The organism is Microcoleus sp. K4-B3 (assembly GCF_036704615.1).
Lineage (GTDB): Bacteria > Cyanobacteriota > Cyanobacteriia > Cyanobacteriales > Microcoleaceae > Microcoleus.
This window is the reverse complement of the sequence record NZ_JAUBSF010000076.1, coordinates 1-25718: the sequence shown is the minus strand read 5'-3', so window position 1 is coordinate 25718 and position 25718 is coordinate 1. Positions and strand designations below refer to the sequence as shown.

At 46.2% G+C, this 25718-nt stretch carries 23 protein-coding genes and 1 pseudogene; 17 read left to right on the top strand and 7 right to left on the bottom strand.

Features of this window, described 5'->3' with window-relative positions:
- The first annotated feature begins 56 nt into the window (after positions 1-56).
- Positions 57-755: a pirin family protein gene (locus tag QUA78_RS24795; protein WP_333306995.1), complete on the top strand. Its 699-nt coding sequence runs from the start codon at positions 57-59 to the stop codon at positions 753-755.
- Positions 756-999: 244 nt separating this feature from the next.
- Here the strand turns inward: QUA78_RS24795 and QUA78_RS24790 are convergent, their stop codons facing one another.
- Positions 1000-1347: a DUF2442 domain-containing protein gene (locus QUA78_RS24790; protein WP_333306997.1), complete on the bottom strand. Its 348-nt coding sequence runs from the start codon at positions 1345-1347 to the stop codon at positions 1000-1002.
- A 189-nt stretch (positions 1348-1536) separates the two neighbouring features.
- Between QUA78_RS24790 and QUA78_RS24785 the strand changes: the two genes are divergently transcribed.
- The 3 genes from QUA78_RS24785 to QUA78_RS24775 all read left to right on the top strand — a co-directional run bounded on the left by QUA78_RS24785 (position 1537) and on the right by QUA78_RS24775 (position 4458).
- Positions 1537-1743 (top strand): hypothetical protein, encoded by a 207-nt coding sequence (locus QUA78_RS24785; protein ID WP_333147644.1) that lies wholly within the window; start codon positions 1537-1539, stop codon positions 1741-1743.
- 313 nt (positions 1744-2056) lie between these two features.
- The gene (locus QUA78_RS24780; RefSeq protein ID WP_333306999.1) at positions 2057-3700 is read left to right on the top strand and encodes a WD40 domain-containing protein; all 1644 of its coding nucleotides are present in this window, start codon (positions 2057-2059) and stop codon (positions 3698-3700) included.
- A gap of 113 nt (positions 3701-3813) precedes the next feature.
- Entirely contained in the window at positions 3814-4458 is a 645-nt protein-coding gene (locus QUA78_RS24775; protein ID WP_333399076.1) for a Uma2 family endonuclease, read from the top strand.
- Between the two features lie 235 nt (positions 4459-4693).
- Here the strand turns inward: QUA78_RS24775 and QUA78_RS24770 are convergent, their stop codons facing one another.
- Positions 4694-4891: a helix-turn-helix transcriptional regulator gene (locus QUA78_RS24770; RefSeq protein WP_332970604.1), complete on the bottom strand. Its 198-nt coding sequence runs from the start codon at positions 4889-4891 to the stop codon at positions 4694-4696.
- 173 nt (positions 4892-5064) lie between these two features.
- Here QUA78_RS24770 and QUA78_RS24765 point away from each other — a divergent pair, with 173 nt between their 5' ends.
- The 10 genes and pseudogenes from QUA78_RS24765 to QUA78_RS24720 all read left to right on the top strand — a co-directional run bounded on the left by QUA78_RS24765 (position 5065) and on the right by QUA78_RS24720 (position 18468).
- The gene (locus tag QUA78_RS24765) at positions 5065-5274 is read left to right on the top strand and encodes a hypothetical protein (protein ID WP_333354130.1); all 210 of its coding nucleotides are present in this window, start codon (positions 5065-5067) and stop codon (positions 5272-5274) included.
- Between the two features lie 349 nt (positions 5275-5623).
- Positions 5624-6634, top strand: a pseudogene (locus QUA78_RS24760) (ABC transporter ATP-binding protein); the annotation flags it as partial.
- A gap of 2257 nt (positions 6635-8891) precedes the next feature.
- Complete coding sequence (locus tag QUA78_RS24755; RefSeq protein ID WP_333188974.1) at positions 8892-9683, top strand: ABC transporter permease; 792 nt, start codon at positions 8892-8894, stop codon at positions 9681-9683.
- Positions 9684-9848: 165 nt separating this feature from the next.
- Positions 9849-10751: an Rpn family recombination-promoting nuclease/putative transposase gene (locus QUA78_RS24750; protein WP_333305974.1), complete on the top strand. Its 903-nt coding sequence runs from the start codon at positions 9849-9851 to the stop codon at positions 10749-10751.
- Positions 10752-10795: 44 nt separating this feature from the next.
- Positions 10796-12898: a Gldg family protein gene (locus QUA78_RS24745; protein ID WP_333399075.1), complete on the top strand. Its 2103-nt coding sequence runs from the start codon at positions 10796-10798 to the stop codon at positions 12896-12898.
- Between the two features lie 99 nt (positions 12899-12997).
- On the top strand, positions 12998-13663 hold the full coding sequence (locus QUA78_RS24740) for a DUF4340 domain-containing protein (RefSeq protein ID WP_333399074.1): 666 nt from the start codon (positions 12998-13000) through the stop codon (positions 13661-13663).
- Positions 13664-13918: 255 nt separating this feature from the next.
- A complete protein-coding gene (locus tag QUA78_RS24735) occupies positions 13919-15049 on the top strand; it encodes an ABC transporter ATP-binding protein (RefSeq protein WP_333399073.1) in 1131 nt (376 codons plus the stop codon).
- A gap of 278 nt (positions 15050-15327) precedes the next feature.
- Positions 15328-16458: a spermidine/putrescine ABC transporter substrate-binding protein gene (locus QUA78_RS24730; protein WP_333305619.1), complete on the top strand. Its 1131-nt coding sequence runs from the start codon at positions 15328-15330 to the stop codon at positions 16456-16458.
- A 154-nt stretch (positions 16459-16612) separates the two neighbouring features.
- Entirely contained in the window at positions 16613-17524 is a 912-nt protein-coding gene (locus QUA78_RS24725) for an ABC transporter permease (RefSeq protein ID WP_333305620.1), read from the top strand.
- A 98-nt stretch (positions 17525-17622) separates the two neighbouring features.
- On the top strand, positions 17623-18468 hold the full coding sequence (locus QUA78_RS24720; protein WP_333305621.1) for an ABC transporter permease: 846 nt from the start codon (positions 17623-17625) through the stop codon (positions 18466-18468).
- Positions 18469-18579: 111 nt separating this feature from the next.
- Here the strand turns inward: QUA78_RS24720 and QUA78_RS24715 are convergent, their stop codons facing one another.
- The gene (locus tag QUA78_RS24715; RefSeq protein ID WP_333305623.1) at positions 18580-19395 is read right to left on the bottom strand and encodes a fatty acid desaturase; all 816 of its coding nucleotides are present in this window, start codon (positions 19393-19395) and stop codon (positions 18580-18582) included.
- A gap of 358 nt (positions 19396-19753) precedes the next feature.
- Positions 19754-20566: an acyl-CoA desaturase gene (locus tag QUA78_RS24710; RefSeq protein WP_172187909.1), complete on the bottom strand. Its 813-nt coding sequence runs from the start codon at positions 20564-20566 to the stop codon at positions 19754-19756.
- An 80-nt stretch (positions 20567-20646) separates the two neighbouring features.
- Here QUA78_RS24710 and QUA78_RS24705 point away from each other — a divergent pair, with 80 nt between their 5' ends.
- Complete coding sequence (locus QUA78_RS24705) at positions 20647-21879, top strand: methionine gamma-lyase family protein (protein WP_172187911.1); 1233 nt, start codon at positions 20647-20649, stop codon at positions 21877-21879.
- Positions 21880-21940: 61 nt separating this feature from the next.
- On the opposite strand, the gene QUA78_RS24700 is transcribed toward QUA78_RS24705, so the two are convergent.
- Together QUA78_RS24700 and QUA78_RS24695 are read right to left on the bottom strand one after the other, a co-directional pair.
- A complete protein-coding gene (locus QUA78_RS24700; RefSeq protein WP_333305625.1) occupies positions 21941-22102 on the bottom strand; it encodes a hypothetical protein in 162 nt (53 codons plus the stop codon).
- On the bottom strand, positions 22099-22731 hold the full coding sequence (locus QUA78_RS24695) for a CatB-related O-acetyltransferase (protein ID WP_333305627.1): 633 nt from the start codon (positions 22729-22731) through the stop codon (positions 22099-22101). Before QUA78_RS24695 ends, QUA78_RS24700 begins: the two co-directional genes overlap by 4 nt.
- A 235-nt stretch (positions 22732-22966) precedes the next feature.
- On the opposite strand from QUA78_RS24695, the gene QUA78_RS24690 reads away from it, so the two are divergent.
- Positions 22967-23428 carry a GNAT family N-acetyltransferase gene (locus tag QUA78_RS24690; RefSeq protein ID WP_333305629.1) on the top strand — a complete coding sequence of 154 codons (462 nt, stop codon included), beginning with the start codon at positions 22967-22969 and terminating at the stop codon, positions 23426-23428.
- 49 nt (positions 23429-23477) lie between these two features.
- Positions 23478-23849 (top strand): DUF2237 domain-containing protein, encoded by a 372-nt coding sequence (locus QUA78_RS24685; protein WP_333305630.1) that lies wholly within the window; start codon positions 23478-23480, stop codon positions 23847-23849.
- A 119-nt stretch (positions 23850-23968) separates the two neighbouring features.
- Here the strand turns inward: QUA78_RS24685 and QUA78_RS24680 are convergent, their stop codons facing one another.
- Complete coding sequence (locus QUA78_RS24680; protein WP_333305632.1) at positions 23969-25558, bottom strand: leucine-rich repeat domain-containing protein; 1590 nt, start codon at positions 25556-25558, stop codon at positions 23969-23971.
- Positions 25559-25718 lie beyond the last annotated feature (160 nt).

Below are 25718 nucleotides of genomic sequence, written 5' to 3'. Positions count from 1 at the left end.
GTTTAAAATAAAAACATCAAAGAAACACCCGATAAATTTCACTGAGGATTCAGAAAATGATTACCGTCAGAAAAAGTGAAGCAAGAGGACACGCTAATCACGGTTGGCTGGACAGTTACCACACATTTTCTTTTGCCGGCTATTACGATCCAAATTATATGAATTTTCGCTCTTTGCGGGTAATTAATGAGGATTTCGTTAGCCCCGGCAGAGGTTTCGGCACTCACGGACACAGCGACATGGAAATCATTACTTATGTATTAGAAGGAGCATTAGAACACAAGGACAGTTTGGGTACCGGTGCAGTGATTAAACCCGGTGAAGTGCAGCGGATGAGTGCAGGTACGGGTATCCAGCACAGCGAGTTCAATAACTCGAAGACAGACCCGGTTCATTTGCTGCAAATCTGGCTGTTACCCGATACAAAAGGCTTGCAGCCGAGTTACGAACAGCGGGATTTTCCAGTGGAAGAAAGGCGCGGAAAACTGCGCTTAGTGGCGGCGCGAGATGCGAGAGATGGTGCTGTGAAAGTGCATCAAGATGTGGATTTGTATGCGGCTGTTTTGGATAAAGACTCGCGGGTTTCTCATGCTTTGCAGCCGAATCGCCATGCCTGGGTGCAAGTGGCTCGCGGCTCGGTTTTGCTCAACGGTTTGCCTTTGGAAAATGGCGACGCTGCGGCGGTTAGCGGGGAGGCTGAGGTGGTGATTGAAGCTACGGCAAATGCTGAATTTTTGCTGTTTGATTTGGCATAGAATTGCACAAGAAATCCCCGGCTTCTCCAAGAAGTCGGGGATTCGAGAGCGTTTCCGGTAGCATCGGAATTATTAGCCAAAATTAGGACACGGCAGCGCCGTGTCCCTACAATATTATTTTCGGTAGGGACACGGCATTGCCGTGTCCTCTATATCATAAGTGCAACCGGAATTGATATGAGATAGTTCAGTGATTGAAATCGCTTCTTGTTAAACAAAGTCCGAGTAGAAGGGGACTAAGAAATTAATCAGCCATCCAAGATTTTGTCCCAAAAATACCTGCTAGAAGTTCGGGAATGCCAAAATCAACATCTAAGCTTTCCCAGTGCACGCTACTACCGGAAGGTGGCAGCCAAACATCAGCAAGTTGTTCTGGTGAAGCACCTTCTAAGCCTTGTGCCAGCTTTGGAGGAAAAAAAAAAATAGCACCGTTTTTCAGTTTGATAACTATTAAATCTTCCGACTGGTTATACTGCACGGATTCGGCACGCGGTTTTGTAGCCTCAGCGTTTTTCCATGCTTGCTTGGCTTGGGCTATTTGATCTCGGAGATTTTCCTCAGTTAATTCTTTGTCCCAGTTTCTAAATACCATATATTTCTTGCCATCGGTTTTGTTAAGTTTGGATGCTTGATTATTGCTGCATGGGATTGTGTTAAGCGGACTGTGAATAAAATTATACTTAATCCTGGGTTACTACTTAGGAAATAAGTAAATAGGAGGAAGACAGTAAATTTTATTTGTGGTATTTTTGCTAAGGCTAAGTGTTTAGGATAAATTTTTATGCAACAAAACCCGATCGCCAGAAAGCATCTTATTGGGAGCCTGATCACTGGTTTAGCAGTCGGCGCGATCGCGGGCGCACCTATCGGCTGGATGGCTAATGGGTATTATTCCGAGCAGCGTTTGGCTCAAATTCTGATTTGCCGAGAAAAGAATAGAGATCAGCCAGTTGCGATTGTTGAGGCTAGGTGCGGTTCCCGATTCTAAATTTTTCTGCTAGCCAGAGGGCTGTGTCACATATTGTGAGGCTTGTGCGAATGTCGAATGTTCGATCGTCGCGCAGGCGTTTTGGCGTTGTTAACCGTCAATCGATTTTAGATTTTAGATTTGAGATTTTAGATTAAAGAATTGAAGCATTGACTCCACGGATAAATTCGGGGGTTCCTTTATCGGATACAGGTTTTTTATTTCTGGACGGATGAATCCGGGGGCTTGTATCCTGGATGCTTTCGGTCAATATGCCACAAACCGGAAAAGTTATCCGTCAGTTGATATGTGGGTATGTTAAATTTACACAATAATGAATTACAGCAGAACAATTCCGGCTATTTTGAGTGCTTCGATCGCCCTGAGTTCGATCGCCCTCATCCCACTCACCTCACCTCAAATCGCCCTAGCATTAACCGCCGACAAAGTTAAAACCGTTGCCCAACAAATTACTGTTCGCATCCAGGGGCCAAAAGGCGGTTCGGGAGTAATTTTAGAAAAACAGGGCAGCACATACTATATTCTCACAAACTGGCACGTTGTCGATAAAGCTGGCGATTACGAGGTCGTAACTCCGGACGGCAAAGCTCACTCTGTATCATACAGCCTCGTGCGGCGAGTGCCGGGGATGGATTTAGCCGTCGTGCCCTTTAGCAGCCCTCAAAGCTACCCCCTGGCTCAATTAGCTAATTCCGCAGCAACTAAGGGAAACAAGGCTTATGTGGCCGGCTGGCCGATATCCGGCGGTTCTCTGAGACAGCCGATTTTCATCGCCACGGAAGGTCAGCTTACCGGCCGCCAAACTCCCTGGAACGGCTATACTTTGGTCTACAACAACTTAGTGAGAGCGGGCATGAGTGGCGGTCCTGTGCTCGACGATGCGGGGCGAGTTGTCGCAATTAACGGCATTGTCAGGTTAGAGGACAATTCCGATAAAATCGTGGCTGCGGGAATAGAAATTAATACTTTCATGAAATGGCGATCGACTGTTTCCCTGCCAGTCGTTCCCCAATCTCCTACTGCCGGAAACCCGAAAACTCCGGCGAATAATGTACCCCGCACGCCCGCAAGTGCGATCGCATTTGCTGCTACAAATACCCTCAAAGGGCCTTCCGAAGTTGTCAGTTCCCTTGCTCTAGCTTCCGCTTATTTTACCACAGGAAATAGCAACGGCACAATCTCAGTTTGGAATTTTCCCAGCGGGCAATTAAAAACTACCCTGCAAGGTCACACGGAAGCCGTAAATGCACTGGCCGCGAGTGCGGATGGCAAGGTGTTAGCTAGCGGCAGCGACGACAAAACCGTGAAAATTTGGAATTTAGAAACTGGCGCGGTTGTACGCACTTTGAGCGGGCATTCCGGTGCAGTTTCGAGCGTTGCTGTCAGTCCCGACGGTCAATTTGTAGCCAGCGGCAGTTGGGACAAAACGATTAAGATTTGGAATGCGAAAACGGGGGAATTGCTGCGGACTTTGATCGGGCATTCTGGGTTGGTGAATGCAGTTGCAATCAGTCCCGATAGCAAAACTTTAGCTAGCGGCAGCAAAGACGGTTCAATTAGGTTCTGGAATTTAGCTACAGGTCAAGCACTTCGCACGATTAGCGGCAAAAACTTGTCTGTTTTGTCGCTAGCTTTTAGTCCCGACGGCAACAGTTTAGCTGCGGGAAATAGCAACGGCACAATCGGTTTGTGGAATGCCGGAAACGGGCAGTTAATTCGGCGTTTGAGCGGGCATACCGATGGAGTTTGGTCTGTGGCATTTAGTCGGGATGGCACTACGTTAGTTAGCGGCAGTTGGGATAAGAGTATCAGGCTTTGGGATGTGCGATCGGGGGATTTGAGAGGTAATTTGAGCGGTCATGCTGGCTATGTTAGCGCTGTGGCGATTAGCGCTGATGGGAAGACTATTGTTAGTGCGGGTTGGTTGGGGGAAATTAAGATTTGGAAAAGGAGTTGAGATTTTTTTGATTTAACCGCAGAGGGCGCAGAGGGCGCAGAGGAAGAGTAGAGAGAACAGGGTTTGCATTTGATTGAGTGGTGTTATACGATCGAGATATTTGGGATAAAAAAATGAGTGGACTAAAGACTAAACTGCCAACTGATATCTGGGTAGCAGCAACATGGGAAGAATTCATCGCGATGGCAGATGACCCAGCTTACAGTAAAGCCAAATGCTATTACCGCAACGGACAAATGAGGATTGAAACTATGTCAGTAGGGCCAGATAGTGCACGAGATAATGCGATCGCACTTTTCGCAATTAATCTATTTTGCACTATCAAAGGTATTGCTGTTAACGGATTCAATAAATGTAGCTACCGGAAAACAGAAGTCCGAGAGTGTCAGCCAGACCTATCTTATTACATTGGAAAAAGAGCGCAATTAGCACCGAGGGGAACTTCGATCGCAAGTCTTGACGTTACCCCACCGCCAGATTTGGTCATAGAAGTTGCTGACTCAATTTTGGCTGATGATATTGGTGAAAAACGGTTGCTTTACGAAGAGCTAAAAGTCGCTGAATATTGGGTAGTAGACGTACAGAAATCTCAAATTATTGCCTTTGCTATTATTGCTGATAATGGCAGTCGGCGGATCGTTCAATCGGAAGTTTTGCCGGGATTAACTATTGCTTTGTTGGAAGAGGCTTTGCGGCGGAGTCGCACTGAAGATCAAGCACAGGTAGGGGCTTGGTTGTTGGCTCAATTTCAGCAGTAATAATAATCGATATAAATAATATCAAATCCGGTAGCATCGGAATTAATATTACCCGAAATCAGGACACGGCAGTGCCGTTTCCCTACAATGAATCGGGGTAGGGAAACGGCACTGCCGTGTCCTCTATATCATTCCGGTGTTACCGGAATTGATATAACTTTAAAAAACAGAATACGCAGCAGATACCAGATTTCGCAAAAGTTGTCGGGTATCTAAAAAAATTAACTCTCCTTTCCTACACGACTAAATCTTCGATCGAGAATTTCAATAAGTCGCACAGGGCTTTCATCTGTGCTGGGTAAAGCTTGGGGACGTGTCTGTCGGTTTCCCAGTTGATGACTGTGGATTCCACCACATTACACGCTCTTGCCACTTGTATTCTAGTCAAACCTAGACTTTCACGTCTTTCTCTTAGCTTTTGCCCCAGCGTCATTATCTGTCCCGTACTTAGTTCAGTTGATTCTATTTATTCAGTTGACTATATGTAGTTCATGTCTTACTCTATAGACAGACACAAAGTCTAACAAAGGTCAAAAGCCAGTCCGCGCCCTCGACAAGCATTGAACTGGCTTTGGCTCCAACATTCAAATGGAGACAAATTTAATTATGCCCTACAAACAGCGCCTTAACAGGTGGTTGGTTGTTCGCCTGCTTCCGAATATGCAGCGAATCACTGTTGCCCATTTTTTCAAACATTCCGATGCTGACGGCTATCTGCGGATTATCCGTCAGTTAATCCCCAAGGCTGAATTTGTGATTGTGTTTAATGCCGATATCAATCTCGAAACAGCCCCTAGTAGTAGCGAAGGCAGCTAAGCTGTTCATCTAGATTGTATTTTTGGGCGGGATGCCCACCCCACAAGAAAATGCACTTTTTGTGGGGTGTCCTGCCTGTTCTTGAGAATGGTGCAAGATGTGAGAATTATCAAACTCGTAAAAACAGACGCTATCCCATCCTCCCGCACCCTACTACTAGCGTCCCGCTTCAAAGTACGATCGACACTTATGATAGATTTGGTTCTTGCCAGACTACACTAGAAGACAAAATCAAATTAGCATTTGCGCCATAAATTCGATCGACCCGCTGTGCTGGCGGGACTCTGCACTTCGCGGAGTCAATCTAAAATCTAAAATCTAAAACTTAAAATCGCGTGACTTCTGACAAATGATTGAAGTAGAACACTTAAGCAAAACTTACGGTTCGACCGCAGCGATCGCGGACGTGTCTTTTTCGGTCGAATCAGGAGAAATTCTGGGTTTTTTGGGGCCAAACGGCGCGGGCAAAACCACAACTATGCGGATTTTGTCGGGATATTTGCCGGCATCCAGCGGTACGGCCCGCATCGCCGGCCTCGACGTTCACGAAAACTCGATGGCAGTCAGACAGCGCATCGGCTATCTGCCGGAAAACCCGCCGCTTTATCCAGAAATGACTGTGGAAGGGTTTCTGTTTTTTGTGGCCAGGATTAAGCAAGTACCTGCGGGCGATCGCGCGCGACGAGTTACCTCGGCGATCGAACGCTGCGGGCTGGTTGATAAACGCAAAGTTTTAATCCGCAAGCTTTCTAAAGGATTTCGTCAGCGCGTCGGGATCGCGCAGGCGATCGTCCACGACCCGCCGGTCATTATCTTAGACGAACCAACGGTCGGCCTCGACCCCCGACAAATCATCGAAGTCCGCAATTTAATCAAAAGCCTGGGCGGCCAGCACACAATTATCCTTTCCACGCACATTCTGCCGGAAGTCAGCATGACTTGCAACCGCGTTACCATCATCAATCGCGGTAAAATCGTCGCTGCTGGTACTCCCGAAAATTTGATGGGAGAGTTGGCGGTCGGAGAGGGTTACGAGCTCGAAGTTGAAGGCGAGGCTGATTCGGTAAACAGTCTGCTGTTGCCTTCTTTGGAAAATGTGCCGGGAGTTCGATCGGTCGAATTAATTCCCAGCCAGCAATTTTTAGCGAGTCGTTACCGCCTGCGGGCCTTGTGCGAATCCGACATAGAACCCGGACGAGAAATTGCTACAGCTATCATCGCCTCTGGATTTGGACTCTGCGAAATGCGCCGCTCTCGCGCTACTCTGGAAGATGTGTTTTTAAGGCTGACAGCGGCTGAAAAGAAACCGGAAGAAAATCTGGTTCACAGCGAACCGGAGGTCGATCGAAATCTGCAAGAAGCGGCAGAAATTCAAAATTCGATCGCGGATACTAATCAATCGGAATCGCAAGCGATAATCGCGGATATTCCACAATCGGAATCGCAACCGATTGTTGTGGAAAATCAGCCAGTTTCCGATCGGCAAGAGTCGATCGAGCCTTCTGAGTTAGAATCCGCACCAGTTGTAGAATTATCAGAGTCGATCGAGCATCCTCAGTCAGAATCGGAACCAGTTGTAGAATTATCAGAGTCGATCATCGAGCATCGTGAACCAGAACCGATTGTCGAAAATCTAGAAGTTTCAGAAACCGTAGAGTCGATCGAGCATCGTGAACCAGAACCGATTGTCGAAAATCTAGAAGTTTCAGAAACAGTACAGTCGATCGAGCATCCTCAACCAGCATCGGAACCAGTTGTAGAAACCGTCGAGTCGATCGAGCATCATGAACCAGAACCGATTGTCGAAAATCTGCAAGTTATTTCAGAAACCGTCGAGTCGATCGAGCATCCTCAACCAGAACCGATTGTCGAAAATCTAGAAGTTTCACAAACAGTAGAGTCGCTAGAGCATTCTCAACCAGAACCAATTGTCCAAAATCTAGAAGTTTCAGAAACCTTAGAGTCGATCAACTATTCTCAACCAGAATCCGAACCAGTTGTCGAAAGGCAAGAGTCGATCGAGCATCATGAACCAGAACCAATTGTCGAAAATCTGCCCGTTGTTTCAGAAACAGTAGAGCCGATCGAGCATCCTCAACCAGAACCGATTATCGAAAATCTACTGGTTGTCGAAACGCAAGAGTCGCTCGACTATTCTCAACCAGAATCCGAACCTGTTGTAGAAAGGCAAGAGTCGCTCGACTATTCTCAACCAGAATCCGAACCAATTACAGAAACACCGGAGGAAATAAGCGATTTAGAACCTGAAATGCAACCAGTGGCTGATTTTCTGGAAACTGTAGAAAGACAAGAATTGATCGAGCATTCTCAACCAGAACCGATTGTTGAAAATCTGCTGATTGTTGAAAGGCAAGAGTCGATCGAACATCCTCAACCAGAACCGGTTGTCGAAAATCTGCTCATTGTCGAAACAGTAGAGTCGATCGAACATCCTCAACCAGAACCAATTGTCGAAAATCTGCTGATTGTTGAAAGGCAAGAGTCGATCGAGAATCCTCAACCAGAACCGGTTGTCGAAAATCTACTGATTGTTGAAAGGCAAGAGTCGAGCGAACATCCTCAACCAGAACCAATTGTCGAAAATCTGTTGATTGTTGAAACCGTCGAGTCGAGCGAAGATCCTCAACCAGAACCAATTGTCGAAAATCTGCTGATTGTTGAAAGGCAAGAGTCGATCGACTATTCTCAACCAGAACCGATTGTTGAAAATCTGCTCATTGTTGAAAGGCAAGAGTCGATCGAACATCCTCAACCAGAACCGGTTGTCGAAAATCTGCTTGTTGTCGAAACGGTAGAGTCGATCGAGCCTCACCAACCAGAACCTGTTGTCGAAAATCTGCTGATTGTTGAAACACCAGATTTTCGACAACCTTCTCAACCAGAACCGGTGGTCGAAAATCTGCTGGTTGTCGAAACACCAGATTTTCGACAACCTTCTCAACCAGAACCGGTTGTCGAAAATCTACTCATTGTCGAAACACCAGAGTCGAGCCAACCTTCTCAACCAGAACCGGTTGTCGAAAATTTCCTTATTGTCGAAACAGTAGAGTCGATCGAGCCTCACCAACCAGAACCGGTTGTCGAAAATCTACTCATTGTTGAAACACCAGAGTCGATCGACTATTCTCAACCAGAACCGATTGTCGAAAATCTACTCATTGTTGAAACACCAGAGTCGAGCCAACCTTCTCAACCAGAACCGGTTGTCGAAAATCTGATTATTGTTGAAAGGCAAGAGTCGATCGAACCTTCTCAACCAGAACCGATTGTCGAAAATCTCGAAGTTTCAGAAACACCAGAGTCGATCGAACCTTCTCAACCAGAACCGATTGTCGAAAATCTCGAAGTTTCAGAAACACCAGAGTCCAGCCAACCTTCTCAACCAGAATCCCAACCAGTTGTAAAAAATAGGCAACTTAAAAAAAAGCCACAACCGAGTAGCGATTCTCAACCAGAACAGCCACCTGTTACCAGAAAGCGACAAATAGAAAGAAAGCAACAGGATAGCGACGACAGCGAAACACCACCCGCAGGCGACTCAAAATGAACCAATTACCAATAGCCAATTACCCATTCCCAATTCCTAAAGGTTAGTAATGATTAGTAATATTGTCGCAATTTACCGCAAAGAACTACAAAGCTATTTTGCCTCGCCATTAGCCTATGCCATCGCAGCAGTCTTCTGGCTAATCACCGGCTACTTTTTAATAGCCATCCTCCTCGCTCCCGACGGGTTAATTCCCCAAATCGGCCAGCGAGATCAAATGGGAATTACCGAACCTCCCATCGATGTAGCCTACGAATTCCTGCAACTCTTCCTGCGAATAATGGGTTCCCTTTCACTGTTCGTACTACCCGCACTCTCAATGGGACTTTACGCAGAAGAACGCAAACGCGGAACCTTAGAACTATTAGCCACATCGCCCTTAACAAACTGGGCAGTTGCTACTGGCAAACTCCTCGGAGTTTTAACATTTTATACAACCATGTTGGTGCCCCTGCTGTTCTGCGAGGCGATCGCCCTCAGTTCCTCAACCCCACCCGTACCCCCCGCAGTTCTCCTGCTAGGACACGGCGGCTTAATCTTACTAGCAGCAGGAGTATTGTCCCTCGGAATGTTTATTTCCTCCCTCACAGACAGCACAATTTTATCAGCCATCCTCACCTTCGCTCTAGTATTATTTCTGTGGGTGATCGATGCAGCCGCCGTCGCTATCGGTGGCCCCTTCGGAACAGCATTAGGACATTTGTCCCTCTTAACACATTACACCAATCTTGTCAAGGGAGTTTTTGATACCAGCAGTTTAATTATGTTTGCCAGTTACATCATTTTAGGAGTATTTCTGACCGCCCAATCCATCGATGCTTTGCGATATCAGCGTTCTTAAAAACATCAGGGAAGAGTTCGGGTAATCTAGAGGGGAGAGTGGGAAAGTCGGAGAGTCGGAGAGTCGGAGATTAAAGGAGAGGCCAACAATTCCCAATTCCCAATTCCCAATTTCCAATTCCCCATTCCCAATTAATGTTAATTATTCCACTAATTTGTTGAAATAATGAGATTTATCAATCCCAAAATCGACTTTGCGTTCAAAAAAATATTCGGTTCCAGCGACAGCAAAGACATCCTGATTAATTTTTTAAACGCCATCCTTTATGAAGCACAACCAGTCATCGAAGACCTAGAAATAATCGACTCCCAACCAGAACCTCAAACTCTCGCAACCCAAGACACACACCTAGATGTCAAAGCCACAATGAACGGCGGCAGAATCGCCTTAGTTGAAATTCAACTGATCAACGTGCCTTTCTTCGGGAACAGAGTGTTGTACAACGCGGCCAAAAGCTACAGCCAGCAATTAACAGGAAAAGAACGCTACGAAAGACTAAAAACTGTAATTTCATTGAAAATTTCCGACTTTGAAATGTTTGAAAATCAACCCGAATTTATGTCGCGGTTTGTTTTTCAAGAAAAAGAGCAACAGTTTGATTGTCCAGATACTGAAATAGAATTAGTATTTATCGAGCTGCCAAAATTTAGCAAGGAATTAGCAGAATTAGAAACAACCGCCGACAAATGGATTTACTTTCTAAATAACACGAGCAATCTGGAGACTGTACCAGAAACACTGAGTGCAGTTCCCGAACTTCAGAAAGCTTTGATAATTGCTAACGAGGAAAACTTCACTCAGCAAGAATTAAATGAATTGCAGAAGCAAGAACTGTGGATTCAAGACCAGCAGATTGCCATAGATGTAGCAAGAGAACAGGTGACAAAAAGCGCTCAACTCTCCTTAATATTGCGTCAGCTAGTGCGGCGCTTAGGCACAATACAACCGGAAACAGAAAACTGCATCCGTCAATTAGGCATAGAGGAATTAGAAGCGCTAGGAGATGCCGCAATCGATTTCAACCATCCGTCAGATTTAACAGCATGGTTGCAGGCTAATGCGATCTAGAATAACATCCTCGAACCGGAATTTTCTCACTCAATATTTAGATTATGAAAATTAGCAAAAAAAATTGGAAATACGTTTTTTTGCTGGGCCCCCTCCTCATCGCAGCGGGGGTAACAGCAGCACTTGTATCTGGAGTATGGGAACCCCTGACAGTCGGTTTAGTTATTGCCGGAGCAGTGACGATCGCACTTTGGCTGCTATATTTGAGTTACGAAAAAAGCTTTTGGGGGCAGCGTTCCACTCAAGCCAGCACCAACGCCCTGATTGCTACCCTCGCCGTCTTTGTGATTCTCGGAGTAATTAACTTCATAGCCGTTCGCTATCCCGTCCGCATCGACTTAACCGAAAGCCAACAATTTACCCTCGCCCCGCAGACTCAACAAATACTGCGAAACCTGCAACAAACAGTCAAAGTTTGGGTATTTGACCCAATCCAAAACCCCCAAATTAAAGAATTGCTGCAAAGCTACAAACGCGAGGGAGGCGAAAAGTTCCAATTCGAGTTTGTTGACCCGCAGGCCCAACCGGGAAAAGCGCGGGAATTTAGCATTACCAGCATCGGAGAAGTTTACCTGCAATCCGGCGACAAAAAACAGGTACTGCAAAAAGGTGGTACTGCTTTTGGTAGCGACCCGAATCAAGGTCTTTCAGAGATAAAACTTACCAATGGCTTAGAAGAAATCCTGAGCACTCGCGTTGCTACAGTTTACTTTTTGCAAGGCAAAGGGGCCCGCCCGCTAAAGGAAGGTCAAGGCGGAATTCAGCAAGCTGAAAAAGCTCTGAAAGATAAATACTACAACGCTCAAACGCTGAATTTGACCGAACGCAAAGAAGTGCCAGAAGATGCAGATGCTTTAATCGTTCCGGGGTTGGAAAAACCGTTTTCCGATACAGAAATTAAAGCACTAAAAGCTTATCTCGATCGCGGCGGCAGTTTATTGTTAATGGTAGACCCGGCAATTGATACGGGATTGGACAAACTGCTGCAAGAATGGGGGGTCAAACTAGACACCCGTTTGGCCATCGATGCTTCGGGCACTGGTCAAAGATTTGGCCTGGGCCCTACGGTTCCCACAGTCAGGCGCTACGGCGAACATCCGATTACTCAAAGTTTTGGCACCGGCATTTCATTTTATCCGTTTGCGCGTGCTTTGGAAACCTCGCCCGTAGCAGGGATAGAGGAAAAACCGCTGATTTGGACGAGTCAGGAAAGTTGGGCCGAAAGCGATTTGACGACTAAGAAATTGGAGTTCGATCAGAAGACCGATCGACAAGGCCCGCTATTATTGGGTGTAGCTTTAGTTCGATCGTCCACTGACAGCACTCCGTTAAAGCCCTCACCTTCACCAACACCAACTTCCCCCTCGCCTTCACCCCAAGCATCACCGACTGATTCACCGTCGCCGACAACATCACCATCACCATCACCGACAACTCCACCATCACCGACAACTCCACCATCACCGATAACATCGCCCTCGCCGACAACTCCACCATCGCCGATAACATCGCCCTCACCGATAACATCGCCCTCGCCGACAACTCCACCATCGCCGACAACATCGCCCTCGCCGACAACATCGCCCTCGCCGACAACATCGCCCTCGCCGACAACATCGCCCTCGCCGACAACTTCACCCTCGCCGACAACTTCACCAACAGCTTCCCCAATCAGCTATTCGGTGATTGTCTCGCAAGAAGCTACGCCTCCAGCATTACCGACGACTTCGCCAACACCGGCAGCATCTCCCACAGCATATCCAGAAAGTTCGCCAACACCCACAGCATCTCCCACACCGACACCAGAAACATCTCCCACAGCATCTCCCACAGTATCTCCCAGTCCAACGGCAACTCCTTCTGTGCCTTCAACTCCTAGAAAAACATCGCGAATGGTAGTAATTGGTACATCTCAATTTGTGACTAACGGTTGGTTTGACCAACAACTCAATAGCGACGTGTTTCTCAATTCAGTCAGTTGGTTGAGTAAACCAGACCAGCAAAGCTTTTCTATCAGTCCGAAAAAAGCTACCAACCGCCGCATTAACATGACGGCCCTCCAAGTAGGATTTCTGGTGTTAGCTTGGCTAATGTGGCCTTTACTCGGGCTGGGAATTGGCGGCGCTATCTGGTGGAAGAGAAGATAAGTTAGTTGACTGTTGACTGTTAACAGTTGACTGTTGACTGTTAACAGTTGACTGTTGACTGTTGTTATTAATAACAGACTCCCCAATGCCCAATGCCTAATGCCCAATGCCCAATTCTCAGTTATTATGAAATTGCAGAAAAATACATTAGTATTGATAGCCGTCGCGTTGAGCATGACTGGGTTGGTTGCTTTGTTCGAGATGCAAGTGTCTCCGAAACAGGAAGCCGCGAAGGAAGAAAAACAGAAAATTTTTGCTTTCAAGTCCGATCGCGTACAATTCTTTACAGTCAAAACTCCCGAAAAAATCTTGACTTTTGAGCGAGTTTATGCTACAAAAGGAGGCAAGTCTAGCTGGGAAATGAAATTGCCAGTGCAAGCACACGCAAGTCAGGCATCGGTGGATTTTTTGCTAGACAGGCTCGCAACAGGAAAGAGCGATCGCACGATTAATATTAGTGCTGCTCAACTGCCAGAATTCGGTCTCGACCAACCCCAAGCTACAGTCACAGTAAAACTGGACAACCAGGAAACTCACCGCCTAGTTTTAGGCAAAACAGACTTTAGCGGCCGCTTCTTGTACGCTCAAGCCAATCCGCCGGAAGCGCCCCCTCAAAATTCCGCCCAAAATTTGCCCGTGCTGCTAGTGCCTTTTGACTTTAAAAATGCCGTCCAGCGACCTTTGTCAGAGTGGAAAAAAGCAGAAGTACCCAAAACAGACAAACCGCAAAAACCATCTCCCACCCCAAGTCCTGAGAATAAATAGATGGCCGGTCGATCTGAGATGTTGCACCATTCTCAATAAGCCTTTTATGAAGAGGCAAGATGCCTGTTCCACAAAGAGTGAATTTTCTCGCTTCACAGGCATCTTGCCTGTTGCTGACAATGGTGCGCTCTGGGATAGAATTTAAAGAACAAATCCCAAAACCTGTTACATCCAACATTCCTCACCTAAAATACAGAAAAGTCTAAACTTAAACTGTATTTAAGTGGCGTGCATTACCCCCAGGAAAGGGCGAATATGTTTCAGACAGCACTCAACAAAGGTACGACAACAACGGATACAGCGCTTGACGTTGAACTCCGCAAGGTCTTTAAGGTATTTAACGGCGAAACCGCAGTCCGCGGAGTAGACCTCAGCATTCGCCAAGGAGAATTTTTTAGCATTCTCGGGCCTAGCGGCTGCGGCAAGACTACGACGCTGCGGTTAATCGCTGGGTTCGAGACTCCCTCGGCGGGCGAATTAATGATTCGCGGCCAGTCGATGACCAACACTCCAGCTTACCGCCGTCCGGTAAATACTGTGTTTCAAAGCTATGCTTTGTTCGGACACATGAATGTCTGGGACAATATCGCTTTTGGATTGCGGATAAAAAAGCTGGGGAAAGCGGAAATTGAAGAACGGGTACGGGAAGTTTTGGCATTGGTGAAAATGGAATCTTTCGCCAACAGGTTTCCCGGTCAAATGTCGGGCGGCCAGCAGCAGCGGGTGGCTTTGGCGAGAGCTCTGGTAAATCGACCGGCGGTACTGCTGCTGGACGAACCTCTGGGTGCTCTGGATTTGAAGTTGCGCAAGCAGATGCAGTTGGAATTGTCGAATTTGCATCAAGAACTGGGTTTGACTTTTGTGATGGTGACTCACGACCAAGAAGAGGCGATGAGTCTGTCTGACCGGATTGCGGTGATGCACGAGGGGAGGATTGAGCAAATTGGCTCTCCTGAAGAAATTTATGAGTGCCCGCAGACGGCTTTTGTGGCGGATTTTATTGGCGATACGAATTTGTTTGCGGGTACGGTAGAATCGATCGACCGATCGACTATCACAGTTCGCACATCAGCCAATCTGAAAATAATCGTTCAGCAGTCGGATATGTGGAGTGGTGTCACAGGCGACTCTGTTGTGGTCAGCGTTCGGCCGGAAAAAGTATATTTGAATCTCTACCAGCCGGAAGTGTCGGTCAACTGTTTTGAAGGGCGGCTCAAAAATACTATGTACATGGGCACGCACGTTCATTACGTGGTTGAGTTGGCGTCGGGCGATAAAATTACCGTGCGCCAGCCAAATACTGGCGGCTCTTTCCCAGATCCGCACACGCCGATTTATGCTTACTGGGGAACTACTGATTGTCTCGCTTTGACCGATAGAGCATAATTACGAAAGAAGTTCGGCAACGAACACGCGAGATTTAACGGATGTCACGGAGGTCGGGAAGTTCGGCAACGAGTAGTCTACGGGATTTAACCGATTTAACGGATGGATGTTGCAGGGAAGTTCGGCAACGAGCAGTGTACGGGATTTCACGGATTTAATCGAATTTCCCAATCCCTAATTCCCCAATTCCCCAATCTAAAATCTAAAATCTAAAATCGAATTTCCCAATCCCCAATTCCCCAATCTAAAATCTAAAATCTAAAATCTAAAATCGAACTGTGCCTCCGACTAACTTACCAATTTCCAGGATTTTTCCGGCTCATTCTACACGCCGTCAGTTCCTAAAAAATTCGGCGGCGACAATTTCTGGGTTAGCTGTTTCTAGTTGCGGCTGGCGACTTGCAGACGTACAATCTGCTCCTCCCGTCAAAGGTTCTGCCGACCAACTTTTCATCTATACTTGGGCAGGCTATACCGATAACGCTTTGCTCGATCGCTTTGCCGAAAAAACCGGCATTCGCGTGGTTGCAGACGTATTTGACTCCAATGAGGCGATGCTGGCTAGAGTTCAAGCTGGCGGTGGCCGGGCCTACAGCATCATTTACCCGTCTGACTACATGGTGATTCAGATGACGGAACTGGGGCTGTTGACCCCATTAGACCACTCGATTTTGGGCGGACTCGATCGACTAAAAAAACAGTTCCAAAACCCTGTCTATGACCCAGGAAACCGCTACAGCGTCCCTTTGAGTTGGGGAACCACAGGCTTGATTTACAACAGCGAACAGCTCAAAGAAGCTCCTGAAGATTGGGAGTATTTGTGGCAGCACAAACAGGAGTTAGCAAGGCGAATGACCCTGGCAAATGATGTTAGAGAAGTGATGGGCGCTGCGTTGCGGATGTTAGGCTATTCTCTCAATTCTACGAACCCAGAGCAAGTGAAACAAGCTTACCAAAAGTTGGTGGAGTTAAAACCGGCGATCGCATCTTTTACCACTGATGCTTGGCGGCCGCAAATGCTGACGGGGGATTTGAAGGTAGCTATGTGTTATTCTTCTGATGCTAATGAGGTAATTCCAGATAATGACAAATTGCGCTATGTTGTGCCAAAAAGCGGTTCTTCTCTGTGGACTGACACTTTAGTAATTCCTAAAGGTGCTCCCAATCCCGAAGCAGCTTATAAGTGGATTAACTTTATGCTGCAAGCGGATGTCGCTGCTTCTTTAGTAGAACGGCTCAGTTTCTCAACTCCTTCGGAAGATGCTTTTAGTTTGCTGACGCCGGAAGTCCGCGAAAATGAAATTCTTTTCCCTTCTGAGGCAACTTTGAAAAATTGCGAAGGTGTTGCGCCGGTAGGAAAATTTATAGACGTGTACGATCGCTATTGGACTCAATTAACCAGCGGCTAATCATCAAACCTAGGGCGGGTTTTACACACAATTTCTGATTCTTACCCAATATTTACATAAACCCGCCCCCCTACAGCCGATCGCCCACTCTATCCGTATTATATCCGCCTTAATCCGCGTTCATCAGCGGTTAAAAACTCAAAAAAATTGATTTATGGCTGTTTCAACTAGAACTCCCCCTCCTATTCCTCCCAATTCTGCCTTGAAGGCTGAAACTGTTTCCCCGTGGTCGGCGTGGACAGGCCCGCTGGCATTGCTCGGCCCTTCTGGCTTGTTGCTGCTTTTATTATTAGTCATACCAACTCTGGTGATTTTTCAGCTTAGTTTGGTGCCGAATATTAAGCCGGGAGATTTGGTGAATCCTTCGGGAATCGCCAACTACCTGCGAGTGTTTGAGCCGCTGAATTTACAGGTGATGGGTCGATCGCTTTTTTTCGCAACGGGGACTACTATTCTGTGTTTGCTGCTGGGATTTCCCGTCGCTTACTGGATAGCCCTCAATGTCTCGAAAAAGTGGCGGAATTTAACTTTGTTAGGCTTTGTGTTGCCGCTGTGGACTTCTTCGCTGTTGCGATCGTATGCTTGGATTACAATTCTGCGTCCTACGGGGGTTCTCAACTCGCTGCTGGCACTTGTAGGCATTCCTCCTCTGGAATTGCTCAATCAAAGTTCGGCAGTTTTAATCGGCATGGCTTACAGTTATTTGCCTTATATTGTGACAATTCTCTACGCTTCTTTGGAAAAGTTAGATCGCAGGTTGCTAGAAGCATCTCAGGATTTGGGCGCGAATCCAGTGGAAACTTTCTGGAAAGTGACAGTACCTCAGACGATGCCGGGAATTGCTGCGGGTTCTTTGCTAGTATTTATTAGCTGTTTGGGCGATTTTGTCGATCCGGAGTTGCTCGGTGGAGCTTCGAGCATGACGGCGGCTCGTTTGATTTACAATCAGTTTTTGGGGGCAACTCAAAATTGGGGGCTGGGTTCGGCTCTGAGTATGGTATTAATCTTTGTAGTGAGTATCGGAATTGCCCTTTTGCTCAAATATGGCGATCGTAATGCAATCTAAGTTAGTTGAATGTTGAATGTTGACTGTTGACTGTTGACTGTTGACTGTTCCAATAACCAATTACTAATTACCAATTACCAATTAGCGATTACCTAGAAATGGAAAATACCCCCGACAACCCACAGGAGGAAATACAAGCCGATATGTACTTAAAACCTAAATTTAAGATTTCTTGGCAGGTGATATTTGCCGTTGTGATGTTTTTTTATATGTACCTGCCCATCTTCGTACTCACCTTTTACAGCTTTAACAGATCGCGGTTTAGCGCCGGCTGGGAAGGATTTACTTTAGATTGGTACGTTAAATTATTTAGCGATACGCGGATTTTAATTGCCCTGAGAAACAGTTTAACAGTGGCTGTTTGTGCAGTTGCAATCTCGGCTGTACTCGGCACTTTGATGGCCGTTGGTTTAGCCCGCTACCGCTTTCCTGGCAAGAGTTTATATCAGGGAGTTTCCTACTTGCCGATTATTATTCCAGATATTGCGACCGCAGTTGCTACTCTGGTATTTTTAGCGGCGCTGGCTATTCCTCTGAGTTTGTGGACAATTGTCGCCGCTCACGTTGTGTTTTGTCTGGCTTACATCGCTCTAGCTGTTTCTACTAGATTGGCAGATTTAAACCCGTATTTAGAAGAGGCTGCCTTGGATTTGGGTGCAACGCCTGTTGAAGCTTTTATTCAGGTTTTGCTCCCTCAATTAATACCCGGAATTGTTTCGGGTTGTCTGCTGTCTTTTGTCCTCAGCATGGACGATTTTTTGATTGCGAGTTTTACCGCAGGTAGCGGGACTACAACTCTGCCGATGGAAATTTTTAGCCGGATTCGGACTGGAGTAAAACCTGATATTAATGCTCTCAGCGTGCTGTTGATAGTAGGTTCGGGAGGATTGGCGTTTTTAGCGGAATATTTGCGCGGCCGGGGCGAGCAAAAACGGACTCATTAGGCAGTGGGCAGTGGGCAGTGGGCAGTTGACAGTGGGCAGTTGACAGTTGGTTATTGGTGAGTTGTTACCAATGCCCCATCCCCAATGCCCAATGCCCCATGCCCCATGCTGCTACTTGGCGGGTAATTTCACCTTAGTAGCCAAACCTAGTGCTTCCAAAACTTGAATTGTCATCCAAGTGAAGTCAATTTCCCACCATTCCATCCCGTGACGTGCAGAGTATTGATAAGCATGGTGGTTGTTGTGCCAGCCTTCACCGTAAGTCAGGACAGCCACCCACCAACAGTTAGTAGAACTATCGTTTGTTTCGTAGGTGCGGTAGCCAAATTTGTGAGTGGCGCTGTTAACAAACCAGGTGCAGTGATACACCAAAACTAAGCGTACAAAAATTACCCACACTACAAACGGCCAGCCTGCTGCTAAGTAAAGCAAGACGCCAAAGACGATTTGCATCGGGAGAAAGTAATTTTGCAAAAATTGGTAAAATGGATCGCTCGAAATGTCTTTTGTGCAGCGGGAAATTTCAGCGTGAGCTGGACCTTTATATAGCATCCAGCCGATGTGACTCCACCAAAAACCCTTTTGGGCATTGTGAGGGTCGATCGCATTTTGGTCAGAGTGGGTGTGGTGCAATCGGTGCAGCCCAACCCAATCAATTATTCCTCCTTGACAGGCAAGGGCTCCGCAAAATGCTAGAAAATATTCTACGAATTTTGGTGTCTGAAAACTGCGGTGGGTAAGCATACGATGCCATCCGAGAGTTATTCCCAAACCGCCGGTTATCCAGTGCATGAATACTGTTAAACCAACTGCTGTCCAATTGAAGTTACTTGGTAGCAGGGCGAACAAAGCGCCGATATGAAGTCCTGCTAAACTAATAACGTGCTTCCAATTGTATTGGAGTTTTTCTTGCGTTGCTATTGTCATTCTTTTTTTGATTTCTGATGAGATGCCGACCGGGATTCACGCATAATAGTTTGGATTGAGCAGTGAACTTTTTTGCTGCACACTTGCCCAAACTAATAAAGAATCAATGATAGATTTGGGATTAGGATTGAAAAAGATTTACGGTTGTATTTTGAAAATAAAAAATTTGGCTGCCAAACAAAATTTTTTGTTCCCAACTATATTATAACTGATTCTGGTTTTGGTTGGGTCGATCGCACCAGAGGATTCGAGCTTACTTCAACCCAACCTATACCGATCGCAAAAACAGGATTAGGCATTGGTCACGAGCCATTAGTCCAGAACTGATGACCGACAACCAATGACTAATTGCCGATCGCTATTTTTCTGCTAATTTCACTTTGGTTGCCAAACCCAGCGATTGCAGCAATTGAATTGTCATCCAGGTGAAGTCGATTTCCCACCATTGCAGGCCGTGGCGAGCCGAGTATTGAAAGGCGTGGTGGTTGTTGTGCCAGCCTTCGCCGTAGGTGAGGAGAGCAACCCACCAACAGTTGGTCGAGCGATCGCCCGACTCGTAGGTGCGGTAGCCGAATTTGTGGGTAGCGCTGTTAACCAGCCAAGTGCAGTGGAACACCACCACGATCCGCATAAACACGCCCCAAACCACGAAAGACCAGCCGCCTAATAAATAAAGCAACACACCGAAGACTACTTGGATGGGGATAAAATATGCTTGGAGAAACTTGTATACTGGGTCGTCGCCGATGTCTTTAGTAAAGCGGGGGATTTCCACTCTGATCGGGAGATCCGAGAGCATCCAGCCCATGTGGCTCCACCAGAAGCCTTGATTGGAATCGTGTGGATCTGTTCCGGTGTCGGAATGTATGTGGTGTAACCGGTGCATTCCCACCCAGTCGATCGGGCCACCTTCACAGGAAAGAGTACCGCAAATAACTAGAAAATACTCTAGCCATTTAGGTGTTTGAAAACTGCGGTGGGTGACGAGGCGGTGAAATCCGAGAGTAATTCCTAAACCACCTGTTACCCAATGCAGGAATACTGCTAGCCCGACCGCAGACCAGCTAAAATTACCCGGCAGCAAAGCAAATAAAGCACCGATGTGCAGAAAGGCCATAAAGCCGATGACAGGCCAATCAGGAGAAGTTTTTTTGGAAGTTGCAATCGTCATGAATATATTATGTTTACAAACTAGGGGCCGCATCTACGCCATAATGAACAGCGCGCACGCAAAGGGTGAGCGAGGTATAGATGAATAGCGTTTCACGGCTACAGGAAGCAGAACAGGCACTCTTTCAGATTTTTTCTGGTATTGACGCGACAGTCAAGCAAAATCTTCAACGAGTCTTAAAAGCTTTTCGCAGCCACCGGGTTGGAGTCCACCATTTTGCAGGGGTTACGGGTTACGGCCACGACGATTTGGGTCGGGAGACTTTGGACGGGGTATTTGCCGAAGTAGTAGGGGCAGAGGCGGCGGCTGTCCGGGTACAGTTTGTTTCGGGTACTCACGCGATCGCCTGTGCTCTTTTTGGCATCCTGCGTCCTGGTGACGAAATGTTGGCAGTGGCTGGTTCTCCCTACGATACTTTAGAAGAAGTGATCGGCTTGCGGGGGCAAGGTCAAGGTTCACTTGTTGAGTTTGGTATTAGTTACCGTGAGTTGCCTCTAACTCGCGAAGGAAGTGTGGATTGGCAGGCGTTGAGCTCTACTATTTCAGAAAAAACTCGCCTGGTTTTTATCCAGCGCTCTTGCGGCTATTCTTGGCGGTCGAGTTTGTCTATTTCTGAGATTGAAAAAATCGTCGCCATAGTCAAACATCAGAATCCTAACACAATTTGCTTTGTTGATAATTGTTACGGGGAGTTTGTTGATGATTGCGAACCTACTGCTGTAGGTGCGGATCTGATGGCTGGTTCTTTAATCAAAAATCCCGGGGGTACGATCGTCCCTGCTGGAGGTTACGTCGCCGGCAGGGCGGATCTGGTGGAGGCCGCAACTTGTCGCTTGACAGCGCCGGGAATCGGCAGCAGCGGCGGCGCAACTTTTGATTTGAATCGGCTGCTGTTTCAGGGTTTATTTATGGCTCCCGGTTTTGTGGGGGAGGCGATGAAGGGAAATCATTTAACGGCTTATGTTTTTTATAAGTTGGGTTATCGAGTGAATCCTATGCCTTTGGCTAGAAGACGAGATGTGATTCAGGCGATCGAATTCGGTTCTGCTGATAAGTTAGTGGCTTTTTGTAAGGCTGTTCAACAAAATTCTCCCGTGGGTTCTTATTTAGACCCTATCCCAGCTCCGATGCACGGATATGAAAGTCAGTTGGTGATGGCTGGGGGTACTTTTATTGATGGGAGTACGTCGGAGTTTTCGGCTGACGGGCCTCTGCGGGAGCCTTACGTGGCTTTTTGTCAGGGGGGGACTCATTGGACTCATGTATCGATCGCCCTTGAGGCTGCGATCGAGGGTGTGGGCCCAGCTAAGTAAGTTTGTAGTGAAGACTTCTGTCTTCTCTGTGGCTGATAGTCAATAAGGACTAAAGTCTTTACTACAAACAATTTTTGTAAACAATAATCAGACCGACAATAAATGCGATGATTGTTCCGAAGCCGATAATAAAGCAGATCGGCGTGCCATTTCCCCCATCAGCTTTTTCAATTTCTGCCAATTCTGCTAAAGTTAAAACTTTGACATCATCGGGCAAATTCATTCAGCATTGCTGAGTGCTTGAATATCGCTGTTCATAATCACATTTACATGGCGCGTAATTTTGTCAATTTTCCAATCCCACCACCGAATTTCTAATAGTTTGGCAACTTCACCATCGCTAAAACGCTGTTTGATTGGATGTGCGGGGTTTCCACCGACAACGGTGTAAGCGGGAATGTCTTTTACTACAACGGATTTTGCGGCAATAACGGCACCGTCGCCGACTTTGACTCCTGGCATAATCAAGGATTCATAGCCGAGCCAAACATCATTGCCAATTACGGTATCGCCTTTAGTTGGCAGTTCCATTAATAAATTTATGGCTGTTTCCCAACCATTCCCAAAGATGGGAAAAGGATAAGTTGAAATGCCGTCTAGTTTATGATTTGCACCGTTCATAATGAATTTGACGTTGGTGGCGATCGCGCAAAATTTGCCAATAATTAATCGGTCGTTTCCGTAGTTATAAAGTACATTTTTTTCAAAATTTTCGGGCTCTATTGGATCGTCGTAATATGAGTAATCGCCGACGATAATGTTGGGAGATTTAATAAAGTTTTTGATGAAGCATACCCGCCGCCGATCGACCATTGGATAAGGTCGGTTTGGATCGGGTCCTATTTCTGTCATAAGTTTCAAGCCTTATTCGTTAAGCTGCTGGATTGATGTACTGTTAATTACAGTTAGATTTGCTTCTGCTTCATTAACATAGAGTAATAAGGTTTGTCAAGGGGTGGGCGAGAAATTTTGGTCGATCGCCCTGCAAGAAATGAGACAAAATGGTAGAAGCCAACATCCATCAGCGTTCTGAAGGGGTGAAAAACCCCAAATTAATATTAAAGACGCGATCGAAGTGAGATAATTTATGAGAGTACGAACCTACGAAATCGGTGATACCCAACAAATTGTAAAACTGTTTTACGACACCGTACACGAAGTAAACATCCGCGATTACACAAAAGCACAAGTAGATGCTTGGGCACCAGCAGATATCGATATCGAAAGTTGGACTAAAAGTTTAAGCAGTAAATTTACTTTTGTAGCAGAAGAGGGTGAGAAAATTGCAGGTTTTGGGGAATTAGAAGCAAGCGGCCATATCGATCGCTTTTACTGTCATCAAGATTTTCAAAGACAAGGAGTTGGCAGGCTAATTTTAAAACAAATTGAGTCAAAAGCCAAAGAATTAGGAATTAAAAAGTTATTTACCGAAGCCAGTATTACAGCTCGACCTTTTTTTGAACCCCAGGGATTTATTGTGATTAGAAAACAAGAAGTAGAACGGAGAGGACAAAAATTCATCAACTTTGCGATGGAAAAAAATATATAAACAACGATTTGTGTAAAATTAGATCGAAGAGTTTTACGGAGGAGTTGCGATGGTGACGGAAGCTACAAATGTGCTGGGCGGAAAGTTAGAGACTTGCTGCACGTCGCCCATGACCGGGTATTATCGGGACGGCAAATGCAATACAGGTGGTGGCGACTTTGGGGCTCACACCGTTTGTGCTCAACTGACAGAAGAGTTTTTGCACTTCACCAAGTCGAATGGAAATGATTTGAGCACTCCGGTTCCCGAATTTAACTTTCCCGGTTTGAAGCCTGGGGATTGCTGGTGCTTGTGTGCGTCTAGGTGGAAGGAAGCAATGGATGCGGGAGTTGCGCCGCCTGTGGTTTTGGCCGCGACTCACGCCTTGACTGTGGAATACGTTTCTTTGGATGAATTGAAGCAGCACGCTGCTGATTTGTAGGAGGATGTTGGTGTGCGATCGCTTTTAGTCAATAAGGGCGATCGGGTTTTTCTGATGAATAGCAAATTTATCCTTCGTAACTCAAATATTTAAGTGCGATCGGGTGTCACTGTAAAGTTTTATGGTTGAGTTTGTGGTTGCCACTTACAGATAGACTCTGGTTTGAGAGGGCAAGTTTTGGGAGCGATCGGATTTCCGCTGAGCCTGATTTCAGTCAGTTTAGTCAAAGATTCTAGCGGTTTGATGTCGCTGATTTGATTTTTTTCGAGGGATATCCCAGTCAGGTTAGTCAAAGATTCGAGCGGTTTGATGTCGCTGATTTGATTGTTGAAGAGAGCGAGCCAATTCAGGTTAGTCAAGGATTGTAGCGGTTTGATGTCGCTGATTTGATTGTTGCCGAGAGCGAGCCAATTCAGGTTAGTCAAGGATTGTAGCGGTTTGATGTCGCTGATTTGATTGTCGTTGAGGGAGAGAAGTGTGAGGTTAGTCAAGGATTGTAGCGGTTTGATGTCGCTGATTTGATTGTCGTTGAGGAAGATATCTCTGAGGTTAGTCAAGGATTGTAGCGGTTTGATGTCGCTGATTTGATTGTCGTTGAGGAAGAGATATCTCAGGTTAGTCAAGGATTGTAGCGGTTTGATGTCACTGATTTTATTGTTGTTGAGGTAGAGCCAACTCAGGTTAGTCAAGGATTGTAAGGGTTTGATGTCGCTGAGTCTATTATTGTTGAGGTAGATATCATCCAGGTTAGTCAAGGATTCTAGTGGTTTGATGTCACTGATTTTACTGTCTTTGAGGTTGAGCGAAATCAGGTTAGTCAAGGATTCTAGCGGTTTGATGTCGCTGATTTGATTTTTTTGGATATCGAGCTGAGTTAGGTTAGTCAAGGATTCTAGCGGTTTGATGTCGCTGATTTGATTTTTTTCGAGACCGAGATCAATCAGGTTAGTCAAGGATTCTAGCGGTTTGATGTCACTGATTTTATTGTTGCGGAGATCGAGCCAAGCCAGTTTAGTCAAGGATTCTAGCGGTTTGATGTCGCTGATTTTATTGTCCTCAAGGCTGAGCGAAATCAGGTTAGTCAAGGATTCTAGCGGTTTGATGTCGCTGAGTCTATTGTTGTTGAGACCGAGCGAACCCAGGTTAGTCAAGGATTCTAGCGGTTTGATGTCGCTGATTTTATTGTCGGTGAGGCTGAGCGAACTCAGGTTAGTCAAGGATTCTAGCGGTTTGATGTCACTGATTTGATTTTTTTGGATCTCGATCCGAGTCAGGTTAGTCAAGGATTCTAGCGGTTTGATGTCGCTGATTTTATTGTCGGTGAGGGAGAGATCAGTCAGGTTAGTCAAGGATTCTAGCGGTTTGATGTCGCTGATTTGATTCTTGTAGAGGGACAGAGACGTGAAACTCGAAAGTTTTTGATTAGCCGCATCGCACTCAGTAGTCTCAGCTTTCTGCAACAGCACCTCAACAGTATGTTTAGCTTCAGGGATCAAAGAACTTTTTTTGCGACACCAATCAGCAAATGTTGGTCCAGTTTTTTTCGGTTGCGGTTCAGAGACTAACGCGGAAGGTCTATTGTTTCCCGGTTGCGAATTGGAAATTAAATCGGAAGGTCTATTTCCACATGATGCTAGGACGATCGCACAACCAGTAAGTGCGATCGACTTTTGTAACTTCCTGTGTTTCTGTACAACTATGAGTGTCATAATCTTGTACCTCTAATTTTCCCCACTGTATACAACAAAGACACTGCCTTACCGTGTCCCTGCAAAACAGCTATTACAAACTCTCTTATACCAATTTCATAAAATAGTGCTACAGTTAGTAGAAATGCATTTTGCAATTTAGTAGCCAAAGAGAGGTCAA